This window comes from Pokkaliibacter plantistimulans (assembly GCF_003194385.1).
Classification (GTDB): Bacteria; Pseudomonadota; Gammaproteobacteria; order Pseudomonadales; family Balneatricaceae; genus Pokkaliibacter; species Pokkaliibacter plantistimulans.
Genome location: NZ_LAPT01000101.1, coordinates 16,718 through 29,056, shown reverse-complemented (window position 1 = coordinate 29,056; position 12,339 = coordinate 16,718). Strand labels below are relative to the sequence as shown.

At 56.0% G+C, this 12,339-nt stretch carries 12 protein-coding genes; 4 read left to right on the top strand and 8 right to left on the bottom strand.

The genetic code is table 11. The features are described from left to right. The 4 genes from WH50_RS27300 to WH50_RS19555 form a co-directional block, all read right to left on the bottom strand. A partial coding sequence (locus WH50_RS27300) for a transposase (protein WP_133251376.1) occupies positions 1-128 on the bottom strand: 128 nt, incomplete at its 3' end. Between the two features lie 37 nt (positions 129-165). After that, positions 166-744, bottom strand: a complete 579-nt coding sequence (locus tag WH50_RS19565; protein ID WP_110188969.1) for an Hpt domain-containing protein — start codon at positions 742-744, stop codon at positions 166-168. A 6-nt stretch (positions 745-750) separates the two neighbouring features. Next, positions 751-1,113: a response regulator gene (locus WH50_RS19560; protein ID WP_110188968.1), complete on the bottom strand. Its 363-nt coding sequence runs from the start codon at positions 1,111-1,113 to the stop codon at positions 751-753. A gap of 46 nt (positions 1,114-1,159) precedes the next feature. Then, the gene (locus tag WH50_RS19555; RefSeq protein ID WP_110188967.1) at positions 1,160-1,444 is read right to left on the bottom strand and encodes an STAS domain-containing protein; all 285 of its coding nucleotides are present in this window, start codon (positions 1,442-1,444) and stop codon (positions 1,160-1,162) included. A 639-nt stretch (positions 1,445-2,083) separates the two neighbouring features. On the opposite strand from WH50_RS19555, the gene WH50_RS19550 reads away from it, so the two are divergent. From WH50_RS19550 to aceA, 3 genes are all read left to right on the top strand, one after another. Further along, positions 2,084-3,268, top strand: a complete 1,185-nt coding sequence (locus WH50_RS19550) for a ribosomal protein uL16 3-hydroxylase (protein WP_110188966.1) — start codon at positions 2,084-2,086, stop codon at positions 3,266-3,268. Between the two features lie 609 nt (positions 3,269-3,877). Beyond that, positions 3,878-5,476: a malate synthase A gene (aceB, locus tag WH50_RS19545; RefSeq protein ID WP_110188965.1), complete on the top strand. Its 1,599-nt coding sequence runs from the start codon at positions 3,878-3,880 to the stop codon at positions 5,474-5,476. A 96-nt stretch (positions 5,477-5,572) separates the two neighbouring features. Beyond that, complete coding sequence (aceA, locus tag WH50_RS19540) at positions 5,573-6,886, top strand: isocitrate lyase (protein ID WP_110188964.1); 1,314 nt, start codon at positions 5,573-5,575, stop codon at positions 6,884-6,886. Positions 6,887-7,142: 256 nt separating this feature from the next. Here the strand turns inward: aceA and WH50_RS19535 are convergent, their stop codons facing one another. Next, positions 7,143-7,370, bottom strand: a complete 228-nt coding sequence (locus WH50_RS19535) for a hypothetical protein (RefSeq protein ID WP_104156961.1) — start codon at positions 7,368-7,370, stop codon at positions 7,143-7,145. Between the two features lie 190 nt (positions 7,371-7,560). Between WH50_RS19535 and WH50_RS19530 the strand changes: the two genes are divergently transcribed. Continuing rightward, positions 7,561-8,601: an AraC family transcriptional regulator gene (locus tag WH50_RS19530; RefSeq protein WP_110188963.1), complete on the top strand. Its 1,041-nt coding sequence runs from the start codon at positions 7,561-7,563 to the stop codon at positions 8,599-8,601. A 59-nt stretch (positions 8,602-8,660) separates the two neighbouring features. On the opposite strand, the gene fabG is transcribed toward WH50_RS19530, so the two are convergent. The 3 genes from fabG to WH50_RS19515 all read right to left on the bottom strand — a co-directional run bounded on the left by fabG (position 8,661) and on the right by WH50_RS19515 (position 12,047). Further along, the gene (gene fabG, locus WH50_RS19525) at positions 8,661-9,431 is read right to left on the bottom strand and encodes a 3-oxoacyl-ACP reductase FabG (protein ID WP_110188962.1); all 771 of its coding nucleotides are present in this window, start codon (positions 9,429-9,431) and stop codon (positions 8,661-8,663) included. Positions 9,432-9,571: 140 nt separating this feature from the next. Beyond that, the gene (locus tag WH50_RS19520; protein ID WP_243410184.1) at positions 9,572-10,969 is read right to left on the bottom strand and encodes an aspartate aminotransferase family protein; all 1,398 of its coding nucleotides are present in this window, start codon (positions 10,967-10,969) and stop codon (positions 9,572-9,574) included. Beyond that, the gene (locus WH50_RS19515; RefSeq protein ID WP_165838486.1) at positions 10,962-12,047 is read right to left on the bottom strand and encodes a phosphotransferase enzyme family protein; all 1,086 of its coding nucleotides are present in this window, start codon (positions 12,045-12,047) and stop codon (positions 10,962-10,964) included. Before WH50_RS19515 ends, WH50_RS19520 begins: the two co-directional genes overlap by 8 nt. Positions 12,048-12,339 lie beyond the last annotated feature (292 nt).

The window sequence follows — 12,339 nt, the reverse complement described above, 5'->3', positions numbered from 1 at the left end:
CGCCGAAGCGCAGTAGGGCCGACCCCCAGCGCCTGACAGGCCTCCGTTACGGAATAGCCTTTCTCGGTCACTAACGCGACGGCCTCCAGCTTGAACTCTGGAGTAAAGGACTGACGACGTTTGCTCATAAATAAGACACCTCACTGAGCGCGTTAGAATAACGCTTTACTGAGTGTCCGAAATCATTGAGCCACTACACAGTGCGTTAATCAGATAGACAGGGTCATTACCGGACTGAAGCAGTTCTGGCTTGGGCAGAAAATCGATATGCCAGCCTTGCCGTTCCGGTTGCCGTGGTCGGTCTGACGCACTATCGGCTGGCGGAGAGGTATTGGCCGCTGCATCTTCAGAAGCATGAGCCCAACTACTCAGTACGGCTAGCAACTGCTGGCTGATCTGATCTTGCCGGGCATACTCCTCCGCACCGGCCTCTTTGCCCTTACTGAGCATCACCCGTATGCAGTCGGTAGACTGCAGCAACAGATCAACCAGAGGTTGCTCAAGGACTCGCTCGTGAGAGCGCAACTCATCCAGCAGTGTTTCAACCAGATGGGTCAGCCCAACAACATCGGCAAAGCCAAAGGTGCCTGCCCCTCCTTTAATACTGTGGGCCGCCCGAAAAATGGCGTTAAGGGCATCGCTGTCGCCTTCATCCAAATGGAGCAGGCTGGATTCGATCAGATCCAGCCCTTCCATACTCTCTTCCAGAAAGGCAGGAACAAACTGCGACAGGTCCAGGTTCATAGCGCATCAGCCTATGACGCGTTTAACAGTCGACAGCAAGGTATCCGGGTTAAAGGGTTTCACCAGCCAGCCAGTCGCCCCGGCTGTCTTCCCTTTCTGTTTCATATCTGCCGAGCTTTCGGTCGTCAGCATCAGAATAGGCGTGAACTTGAAGGTAGGCAGCTTGCGCAGTTCTGTACACAGTGAAATGCCATCCATCATCGGCATATTGACGTCGGTCAGCACCAGATCGTAGCGCCCGGTTTGCGCTTTGCTCAGCGCATCACGGCCGTTCTCCGCTTCAGTGACCGAATGTCCCTGCTGCTTGAGGGTGAAAGACACCATGCTGCGCAGCGAGGAGGAATCATCAACAACGAGAATATTAGACATAGTGCAATCTCCGGAACGAGGGGTAGGCGTAATCAGGGATATCAGATCAGTTGAGTCGGCAAAGACCGAGGCTTTCGAACTTTTCGTCTATCAGGGCGCTCTTTGCTTTCCAGGTCAGGCAAAGTCCAGACTTACGGGCGTAACGATCCAGCGCACAGAGAAACTGCACACCAGCGGTATCAATCAGACGGACGGCAGAAGCATCTATGACAAGCTGTGACTCTTCAGCAGGATGCAATTGGTTCTGTAGCGAATCGTGCAATGCTTTCCAGACAGAACCGATGTAACCGATAGTCAGTTCTTCAGGCAGTTGAGACAGGTAGGTACTCATTTTCAGTTGCCTCCAGCAAGGGCTATCCAGGCTTCAACAGCCCGGTTTACGCGCTTTCAAGTCCGTACATCCAGCTGGGTACGCGGCTCCAGACATCTTGTCCACACCACCCACAGGCATCTCAAACTAAAAGTAGTTGAGCGAAAAATAAGCGCAAACGGTCAAAATTCTTAAATGTCACGATAGTCGCATTACAGATAAAATAAGCGTGTTGTTTTAATGACATCATGATTTTGACAATCGTTGGCGTGATTTGTACACAAAGCACTAAACCAATGATTCAAAAGAAAAAAAGCGCCCATTGGGGGGATAAGATAGCGCCAGTGCAGGCAACTCTCTCAGAAAGCCAGTTCCCATGATTTTTTTTAAAGATGCATGAACGATGCATGTATTGACCTCATACACCCACCTGTTCGTCCAATAATGACTTCAACAGTGAAAAAAGAGCGCGGAGGCGCAGTCATCGTCAGCGTGATCTGCTGCCCGACATCAAGCCTTCACCATGGAGAAATGCACTGGTCACAGGATAGGTATATGATGCGCGCCAAACCCGCAGCACCACTCTGAGACCATGATCGGAATTCTGATTTCCGGCACTCGTGATACTGCGTACCTATTCACTTCAGTATGGGAATCAGCATGAACAAGGCACCTCTCACTCATCTTGGCGATATGCCAGTTGACGTTTTCCTGCGTGATTACTGGCAAAAAAAGCCCGTCGTGATTCGCAACGCTCTCCCGGACTTTGAACCACTGCTGAGTGCCGACGAACTGGCTGGTCTTTCCTGTGAAGAAGAAGTGGAATCACGCCTGATCATCGGCGAACGCGAAGGACAGGACTGGCAACTGCTACACGGTCCCTTTGATGACGACACATTCAGCTCACTCCCTGAAGATCGCTGGACGCTGCTGGTTCAGGCCGTTGACCACTGGTTGCCGGAAGCAGCTGACTTTCTGGATCAGTTCCGTTTTATCCCACGCTGGCGCATGGACGATCTGATGATCAGCTATGCCGTCGATGGCGGTGGTGTCGGCGCCCATTATGACAACTACGATGTGTTCCTGGTGCAGGCAGAGGGAGTACGCCGCTGGGAAGTGGGTGGCTTGTTTGACAGCCGTTCAGCCCTGAAACCCAACCTGCCGGTGAAGATTGTCGCGGACTGGCAGCCGGAAGAAGTGTACGACCTGCACCCCGGTGACATTCTTTATCTGCCACCCTGTGTAGGACACAACGGTATTGCGGTCGGTGATGATTGCGTCACCTACTCGGTCGGATTCCGCGCCCCATCCGTGCAGGAAATCTTGCGCGACTTTACCGACTATGTGGGTGAGCGCCTGTTACCAGAACAGCGTTACGCCGATCAGAATCTGCCCCTGCAACCCAACTCCGCAGAAATTACCGCGGACGCCGTCCAGCGTTTGCAGACCCTGCTGGAAGAAGTCGTCAGCAACAAGGAAAACCTGGTCCAATGGTTCGGCAAAGCGATGACTGAACCCAAGTACGCAGAAATGGACCTCGCACCTGAGGAAGAAATGGATGCAGACACCCTGCTGGAATGGCTGGAACAGGGCGCCCTGTTGCGTCGCACTGACAGCAGTCGCTTTGCCTGGACGGAAGTAGGCGATGGTGGCGTGACATTATTCGCAGATGGTGCGGCGTTCCCCTGTCCCCCTCAGAGTGCCGCATTTGTAAAAGCACTCTGCCATGAGCGTGAGTTCAATCTGCAACAGCTGAAGGAAGGATTAGCAGAGAGCGCCAATCAGGCCATTCTGCAGATCCTTTACAACCAAGGTAGTCTTTACCTGGAAAATATTGATTTTTAAGTAGTTTTATAACTCAGGCGCACTGCACCCGCAGGCCCGGTAACAAGCCCATCACCGCTCAGGTATGGGCTTGTTTGCTGTTCAGACTCAGGTAAAACCTTGAGGTGCACTACAGAACTATATTTTTTAGATTATTTTAGAATAAATATAATTTTTAATATTCTTGTAATTCATCAGAGCAGCAGCTGTTTTTGCATCAACAAAAAGTCTAACAAATCTAATTCATTTAAATAAAAATCTATATTTTTCATGTAGTTAGCACCATTCCAAGTCACTACAAAACGGTAGTTTAACTACATTACTTTGTGCATTGCACCATGTAAAAATACTACATCTTCCGCACTGCACCGAAGCCTCATTGACCTTGACATTCCCCGCGTCCATCATTTCCCCCAACGGCTAGCGACCCAAAGTCAACCGATAAACACCACCCCGATTATCGATATCTGACTGCTACACGTCGCCCAAGCGTCCAGGTCATCCCTGACAGACTTGGTGGCCAAGCCCAACAAGCTGCCACCCTAGCCTAATCAGCCTAGCGACCGCTTTTCGGTCAGACCCGCGCCCTTAGGGCACCGTTTAACGCCACTGGATTTGAGGTGTAGTCAGATGACCACACAAGAACAACAAGGATTGCAGATCACCGGTGAGATGAAACCTGGCTATGACGCCATTCTGAGCGCAGATGCCATCGAGTTTCTCTCTGAGCTGGTGCATGAATTTGCTCCCGCCCTCAAACAACTGCTGAAAGATCGCGACCGCCGTCAGTCTGAAATCGACAACGGGCAATTGCCGGACTTTCTCGCTGAGACCCGCGATATTCGCGAAAGCCACTGGAAAATCGCTGGTATTCCCACAGACCTGCAGGACCGTCGGGTAGAGATCACCGGACCCGTTGAGCGCAAGATGGTAATCAATGCCATGAATGCCAACGTCAAGGTTTTCATGGCGGACTTCGAAGACGCGCAGTCTCCCACCTGGGATGGCGTGGTTGAAGGCCAGGCAAACCTGCGTGACGCCAACCTCGGCACCATTGAGTACACCCACCCTGAAACCGGCAAGCACTATCGCCTGAAGGATCAACCAGCCATGCTGCTGGCCCGTGTTCGCGGCCTGCACCTGCCTGAGAAGCATATCCTTTATAAAGGGGAAGCTATTCCCGGCTGTCTGATGGATTTTGCTCTGTACTTCTTCCACAACCTCGGCATTCGTCAGGCCAAGGGCAGCGGCATGTACTTCTACCTGCCCAAGTTGCAGAGCTATAAAGAAGCCGCCTGGTGGAGCAAGGTTTTCCACTTTGCCGAACAGCGTTTCAAGGTGCCTACCGGTACCATCAAAGCAACGGTATTGATTGAAACCCTTCCTGCCGTATTCGAGATGGATGAGATTCTGTTCGCCCTGCGTGAGCACATTGTCGCCCTCAACTGCGGCCGCTGGGACTACATTTTCAGCTACATCAAAACCCTGCGCCGACATGCTGACCGGGTACTGCCTGATCGTCAGGTGGTGACCATGGATCAGCCGTTTCTGGATGCCTATTCACGTCTGCTGATTCGTACCTGCCACAAGCGTGGTGCGATGGCGATGGGTGGCATGGCGGCATTCATCCCTGCCAAAGATCCGCAGGAGAATGAAAAGGTGCTGGCCCGGGTAACGGCAGACAAGGATCGCGAAGCACGCAATGGCCATGACGGTACCTGGGTGGCACATCCCGGGCTGGCCGACACCGCCATGACCGTCTTCAACCACTATCTGGGGAACCGCCCCAACCAGCTTCACGTACTGCGCGATGAAGATGCCCCCATCAGTGCCAGTCTGTTGCTGCAACCCTCTGACGGTGTTCGTACCGAACAGGGCATGCGCACCAATATTCGGGTGGCACTGCAGTACATCGAAGCCTGGATATCAGGCAACGGATGCGTACCTATCTACGGTTTGATGGAAGATGCAGCGACCGCTGAAATCTCCCGCACTTCAATCTGGCAATGGATACAGAACCAGAAAACCCTCGACAACGGCCAGGTCGTCACCAAGGCCCTCTTCCGTCAGATGCTGGCGGAAGAAGCTCAGGTAGTCAGGTCAGAACTAGGGGAAAGCAGATGGCAGGCAGGACGCTTTGAGAAAGCCATCACTATTCTCGACCAGATCACCACTGATGACGAATTGGTAGAGTTTTTGACCTTGCCTGGCTATCAGGCGCTGGACTGACATTTACCTCCATCAGTTACCTAAACCTGTTTTCTCATACCGAGAACAGCTGAAGCGGTAATGAGAATAAAAACATCTATCCGAGAGGAAATAACCATGACCTTGACTCGTGCTGAACAGATTGCTGCTCTGGAAAAAGACTGGAAAGAAAACCCCCGCTGGAAAGGGATTACCCGTCCTTACAGTGCAGAAGATGTCGTGCGGTTACGTGGTTCCGTCATGCCTGAGCTGACGCTGGCCAAGATGGGTGCAGAGAAACTGTGGAAACTGGTCAACGGCGATGCCAAGAAAGGCTACGTCAACTGCCTGGGAGCACTGACCGGTGGTCAGGCCATGCAGCAGGTCAAAGCCGGTATCGAAGCTATTTACCTGTCAGGCTGGCAGGTGGCGGCGGACAACAACAGCTATCAGTCCATGTACCCCGATCAGTCACTCTACCCCGTGGACTCCGTACCCGCGGTAGTAAAGCGTATCAACAACACGTTCCGCCGCGCCGATCAGGTGCAGTGGCAGAAAGGCGTCAACCCGGGCGACAACAACTTCATCGATTACTTCGCTCCTATCGTTGCTGATGCGGAGGCAGGCTTCGGTGGTGTGCTCAACGCCTATGAACTGATGAAATCGATGATTGAAGCCGGTGCCTCTGGCGTGCACTTTGAAGATCAGCTGGCCTCCGTGAAGAAGTGCGGCCATATGGGCGGCAAGGTACTGGTTCCCACACAGGAAGCCGTACAAAAACTGGTAGCCGCACGTCTGGCTGCTGACGTCTGTGGTGTGCCTACTATTATTCTGGCTCGCACCGATGCCAACGCGGCAGACCTGCTGACCTCTGACTGCGATGATTACGACAAGCCGTTTGTGATAGGTGACCGCACCGCTGAAGGTTTCTACCGTACCCGTGCCGGCCTTGATCAGGCCATCGCCCGTGGTCTGGCCTATGCCCCTTACGCGGATATGATCTGGTGTGAAACCGCCACTCCCAACCTGGATGAGGCTCGCCGCTTTGCCGACGCCATTCACAAGGAGTACCCCGACCAGCTGCTGGCGTATAACTGCTCCCCTTCCTTCAACTGGAAGAAAAACCTGGATGACAAAACCATTGCCAAATTCCAGGAAGAGCTGTCGGCCATGGGATACAAGTACCAGTTCATCACACTGGCCGGAATCCACAACATGTGGTTCAACATGTTCGATCTGGCCTACCACTACGCTCGTGGTGAAGGCATGAAGCATTACGTCAACATGGTTCAGGAGCCAGAATTTGCTGCAGCTGAACGTGGCTACACCTTTGTGGCGCATCAGCAGGAAGTAGGCACCGGGTACTTTGATGACGTTACAACAGTTATCCAGGGTGGGAAGTCATCCGTCACTGCACTGACGGGCTCTACCGAAGAGGAGCAATTCCACTGATCACTTAATGTGTGCGCAAGTTAAAGGACCGTTCCTTTACTGAAACTTCTGATTACTTCTGTCGTAGGGCATGGATGCCCTTTTAAACGGCTTTGCTCATTAGCTATCTAATGATCATTCGATCTGGACAGTAATGAGCAACCGTGACGGGGCCCCGAGCGGCCCTTTTTTTATTCACTGTGTTCGCCTGTGACCTGCAACACCGCCTGCGCCACAGCGCTGGAAACCGCGTTACCACCGAAGATCACCCCGCTGATCAATGCCCCAGCATCGAGGCTTCCATCGCCCGCAACAACAACATGCCACCCAGCCCCAGCGGCATCAGGGTAAAACCAGCGAAATGCATGATGTAACCGGCCTCTTTCCCGTAATGCCCCTGCAACTCCTGCAGTTTGGGAAACTTCAGCGGGTTAACAAAGCGCATCACCAGGGTGTAAAGACCGAAGGCAAAACAAACAAGCGCACCGATGGTGTAGATATTCATAAGCTGTAGATCTTCGTTAAGTGGAAAGGGAGCAGCAAAAATCAGGCAGGAATTGTCGTGGATCGATGGGCGATTTTCTACCACTGAGAAAGGTAATGTCTGCCAGTGCTGAACTTGCTTCTGCTGCCTCGGGCATTACATAGCCACTTATCACACCCATAAAAACAATAACGACGGAAATATAAACAACGTGACAGATCTGATTACGTTCAAAGTTGCGGGTGACTGGCTGACGCTGATGCGCGAGATGGGCGCCAAACCTGCGCAACTGTTCAAGCATGCACAACTGGCACCTGACCTGCTGCAGCGGGAAGACGCCCATCTGAGCATCACCGACTACTTCCGTCTGTGGCGCAGCCTTGCAGCCCTGACCGCACGGGAAGATGCACCACTCAGGGCCGCCCGCTCGGTCAGTACCGCCCACTTCTCACCAGCCCAGTTTGCCTGCTTCTGCAGTACCGATCTCAACCATGGCGTGCGCCGTCTGGCTCAGTATCAGAAGCTGCAGGGGCCGCTGCGACTCGTACCGGAGATTACCGCTGACCACACCCGCGTCAGCATCGAGTGTCTGGCTACTCATGAGCCTGTGCCCTTTGCGCTGGGCATGACCGAACTGGTGCTGATCACTCAGCGGGCCAGACTGGCGACGGGCAGCCCGGTCACTCCCAGCCGGGTTGAGCTGCCGCAGTTACCGGAGGCCACCTCGCCCTTTGAGGCGTTCTTTGGCTGCACACCCAGCCAGGGTGCGCACTTCGCCTTGACCTTCCGCCAGCAGGATGCAGCGAGGCCCTTTGTCGTCGCTACCGAAACCATGAAAAAGGCCGAAGGCATGTGGCGTTTCTTCGACGCGCTACAGGTCAGCCCGCAGGCGCTGAACGACAGCGGTTACAGCCTCACCGAGCAGGTGCGGGCAGCGTTACTGCTGATGCTGCCCAGTGGCCGCTGTGCTATTGATGATGCGGCTGCCTTGCTGGACCTGAACAAACGGACGCTGCAACGCAAACTGGAGGAACAGGGCCAGCACTTTCAGCACCTGCTCAATCAGCTACGTCGTGATCTGGCCTGCCATTATCTGATTCACTCCGCTTACACGCTGGCGGAAGTCGCCTTCCTCCTCGACTTTCAGGATATCCATTCCTTTATCCGCGCCTTTCGCAGCTGGACGGGCACCACGCCGGGGGAGTACCGCTTATCAGGTGGCTGGTGGCAGAGCTCAGCACTACCGGTATAGAGCTCAGCGCTACCGGTGTAGCGCTCACCGCCATCGACTTGGCCCAACGCTGCTGTGATCTAACCCAGCGCCGCCAGAGACTCCGGCAGTATCTGTCCGCCGTCGATGATCAGCGTCTGGCCTGTGACATAACCGGCCTCCACGGAAGCGAAGTAGCAGGCGGCGTGGGCGATATCGTCGACGCTGCCAAGGCGCTTCAGGGGAATGGACGCACTCATCTGTGCCAGATAGTCATCTCCCATGCCATCCAGCCCTTCCGTCAGGATATTGCCGGGCATCACCGCATTGATGGTGATGCCGTACCTCGCCAGCTCAATGGCTGCCGTTCTGATAAAACCCAGCTGCCCGGCCTTGCTGGCACCGTAGTGTGACCAGCCGGGATAGCCGGTCACCGGCCCGGTAATGGACGAGGTCACCACGATGCGCCCGGCAGCACTCTGCTTCAGGGCAGGCAGCGCGGCCTGCACGCTGATAAAGGTGCCTTTGAGGTTGGTATTCAGCACCGTATCCCAGTCATCCCCCGTCATGGTTTCCAGCGACGCCGAGGGGAAAATACCGGCGTTGGCACACAGCACATCAAGGCTGCCCCATTCACCCACCACTGCCTCGACGACCGCCGCCATGGATGCCTTGCTGGTGACGTCACCTGCACAGGCCAGGGCAATGCCGCCTGCAGCGCGGATTTCCGCCACGGTACTTTCGACCGCGCTCAGGTCTCTGCCCAGCACCGCGACCCGGTCGCCCTTGCTGGAGAAGACACGGGCAATACCCTTGCCGATCCCTTTACTGGCACCGGTGACCAGAACAGAACGAGATAAGGTGGAAGTCATAGTGTGTCCTTTTGCTCAATAGCGGAGAGACTGCGCGAACAGCGGCCTTGTGCATCCAGACCGCGGCAACTTTATCAACCGGCCAGCAACAGCATCATCAACCGACCTGCGACAGCATCATCAGCTGACCTGCGGCAGCATCAGCCTGCCAGCAGCTCACTCATCACGGTATCGAAATGGCTGAGAAACAGATCAGCATGCTGCTGGTTGAAGCACAGCGGTGGCCGAATTTTGAGGGTAGCGCCATGCCTGCCTGCGGCGCCGATCAGTACCCCCTGCTCACGCAGGGCGTTGATCAGGCGTCCGGTCAACTGCGGATCAGGCTCGGTCTGCGTATCGGCACGGCTCAGGTCGACACCGATAAACAGGCCGCTGCCCCGTACCTGACTGATCACCGGCCAGCGTTGCTGACGCTGTTGCAGCTGCTGTTTGAAATAGGCGCCGGTGCGCGCGGCATTGCGCTGCAGCTGTTCCTTTTCGAGGGTATCCCACACTGCCTGAGCCGCGGCGATGGCCGCACTGCTGCCGCCGAAGGTATTGAAATAGCCCTGCTGCTGCGCCAGACGGGCCAGCATGGGTTGCTGCGCCACCAGACCGGCGACAGGGAAGCCATTCCCCATGGGTTTGCCGAAGGTCACGATCTCCGGTTGCAGGTCATGGCGCACAAAACCCCATAACGCCTCACCGGTGCGACCAAAGCCAGGCTGCACTTCATCGGCAATCAGGACGCCGCCGGCCGCGCGCACCAGCTCGACCGCGGGCTGTAAAAAGCCCGGCGGGTCAGCATAAATGCCATCTGAAGAAAAAATGCTGTCGATCAGCAGCGCCGCACAGTCATAACCGCGCCGGGCCAGCGCACAGAGTGCGCGCTGAGTTTCCTGCTGCAGCCACTGGCGGGCATCCGTGTGCGGATCATTCAGGGGTTCGAGCGAGATGGTCTCCACCCACGGCGGAGGCTGACCGGTTTTGTAGGAAGACGGCGACACCTCCGTCACCCGCTCGGTATTGCCGTGATAGGCCGCCGCCGAGACGATAACGCCCTGACGACCTGTCCACTGCCGCGCCAGCCGCAGGGCCAGATCATTGGCTTCACTGCCGGTACAGGTCAGCACCAGCCGCCCGTCCGCTACCGGCAAGCTGGCCAGTAACTGTTCGGCATAGTGATGGATGGCGTCATCCAGATAGCGGGTGTGAATATTCAGCTGCCCCAGCTGGCGGCTGACCGCTTCCACCACGGCCGGGTGGCAGTGCCCCAGCACCTGCACATTGTTGTAGGCATCCAGATAGCGCCTGCCCTGACTGTCGAACAGCCACACGCCTTCACCGCGCACAATTTCCAGCGGCTGCCGGTAAAACAGCATGGTGGTTGGCCCGAGTGTCGCCAGACGTTTCTCAACCAGCCGTGCCGTCGCCGGTTCGAGCCGGTCGCCGGGCTGGAAGGCGTTTTGCTCCAGAATCGGTTTGATCGCCGCGGGCTTATCCATTGCAGCAGGCTTATCCATTGCAGCAGGCTTGTCCATAGCAGCGCGATTATCCATAGAGGGTGTCCGTCAGCATGGCGTACTGAAGGGCTTCGGCCGTTTCCACGCGCATCTGCTGCAGATATTTCCGGCCCAGCTCAACGGTGCCTGTGGTAAATGCCTCGCCTTGTGACTGGGCCAGCTCGGTATTGGCGTGGGAGGCCACCCAGGCCAGCAGGGTCAGGCGACGTAACATGATAAAGGTGGGAATTTCGGCGATATCCGCCGCACTCAACTGGCCCTGCGTCTGGTAGCCTGCCACCCAGGCATCGATCAGCTGCGGCAGGTCGGCCCGTGTCTCGATAAAGCTGACCGCCCCGGCCAGATCGTAGAGAAACCAGCCCAGCCCGGCATCGTCAAAGTCGATGACACGGGTATCTCCGTCCGACTCCAGCAGATTGGCCAGACGCAGGTCTGCGTGAATCAGCCCGAAACGCTGATGCCCCATGCCGTAGCGCAACAGCCGGGTATGCAGCAGCTCATCGACCTGCTCCAGCAGTGCTTTGCCCGCCTGATCAAGGCCGGGGCCATCACGCCAGTCACCCCAATGTTTGCGCTGCCCGAGACAGCCGTCATAGTCCCAGATCAGACGTTCAAAGTAGGCAGGCCGCGCCCAGCCGCGGGCATGGTTGTGCATCCGCGCGGTGACGGCACCGAGTCGTTTGAAGGGCGCAATCAGCTCGGCTTCATCCGGCGCGACACCGGGAATCAGATGGAACATCACCACAAAGCGTTCTTCCTCCAGATTGAGGGTTTTCACACTCTGGATCATCTCCCCATTGCTGCCCGCCAGCGCCTGCGGCGTCTGCACCCCGGCCTGCTGCTGCAGGGCGGCCATCCAGGCCAGCTCGGTGCGAATCGCTTCGCGGCTGTGATAGCCGGTGCGATGTACACGCATAATCAGCGGCTCACTGTGACAGGCGCGACTGACCCTGAAGGTGGCATTTTCCGACAGGCTCAGCAGCGTTAACCCGGCCCCCGAGCGTAGCCCCCAGCAGGCCAGCGCACGCTCGGCGACGGAATGCAGATGCTCAAGCTGCTGCTGGGGAGTGAGCTGTTCAAACACCGTTAGCGGGACGGATATAGACTGGGTCATGTTTAGCCTCATGACTTTTAGTTTCCCGATAGGAAAAGCAAAGCCTGCGCCAGATCAGCTAAGCCACTGAAGCAAGTGAACTTTCTCCGCAAGCACGGGCATCAGCAGCGGTGTGATGGCGCTAAACAAGGCGTAAATGATCGAGCGTCGGGAGCGCCGTGGCGGTAAGTGCACCACGGCTGCGCTCGGGAAGGTGGGATCAGTCAGTGAGCTACCGAGCAGCTCGGGAAGCCGTTCACCATTGGCTGAGCAGAAAAAAAACCGGCCACCTCAGTACAAGGGGCCGGTTCAA

Coding starts and splice junctions, on each gene's coding strand:
- WH50_RS19565 (WP_110188969.1), bottom strand. CDS start 744: ATGAACCTGGACCTGTCGCAGTTTGTTCCTGCCTTTCTGGAAGAGAGT.
- WH50_RS19560 (WP_110188968.1), bottom strand. CDS start 1,113: ATGTCTAATATTCTCGTTGTTGATGATTCCTCCTCGCTGCGCAGCATG.
- WH50_RS19555 (WP_110188967.1), bottom strand. CDS start 1,444: ATGAGTACCTACCTGTCTCAACTGCCTGAAGAACTGACTATCGGTTAC.
- WH50_RS19550 (WP_110188966.1), top strand. CDS start 2,084: ATGAACAAGGCACCTCTCACTCATCTTGGCGATATGCCAGTTGACGTT.
- aceB (WP_110188965.1), top strand. CDS start 3,878: ATGACCACACAAGAACAACAAGGATTGCAGATCACCGGTGAGATGAAA.
- aceA (WP_110188964.1), top strand. CDS start 5,573: ATGACCTTGACTCGTGCTGAACAGATTGCTGCTCTGGAAAAAGACTGG.
- WH50_RS19535 (WP_104156961.1), bottom strand. CDS start 7,370: ATGAATATCTACACCATCGGTGCGCTTGTTTGTTTTGCCTTCGGTCTT.
- fabG (WP_110188962.1), bottom strand. CDS start 9,431: ATGACTTCCACCTTATCTCGTTCTGTTCTGGTCACCGGTGCCAGTAAA.
- WH50_RS19520 (WP_243410184.1), bottom strand. CDS start 10,969: ATGGATAATCGCGCTGCTATGGACAAGCCTGCTGCAATGGATAAGCCT.
- WH50_RS19515 (WP_165838486.1), bottom strand. CDS start 12,047: ATGACCCAGTCTATATCCGTCCCGCTAACGGTGTTTGAACAGCTCACT.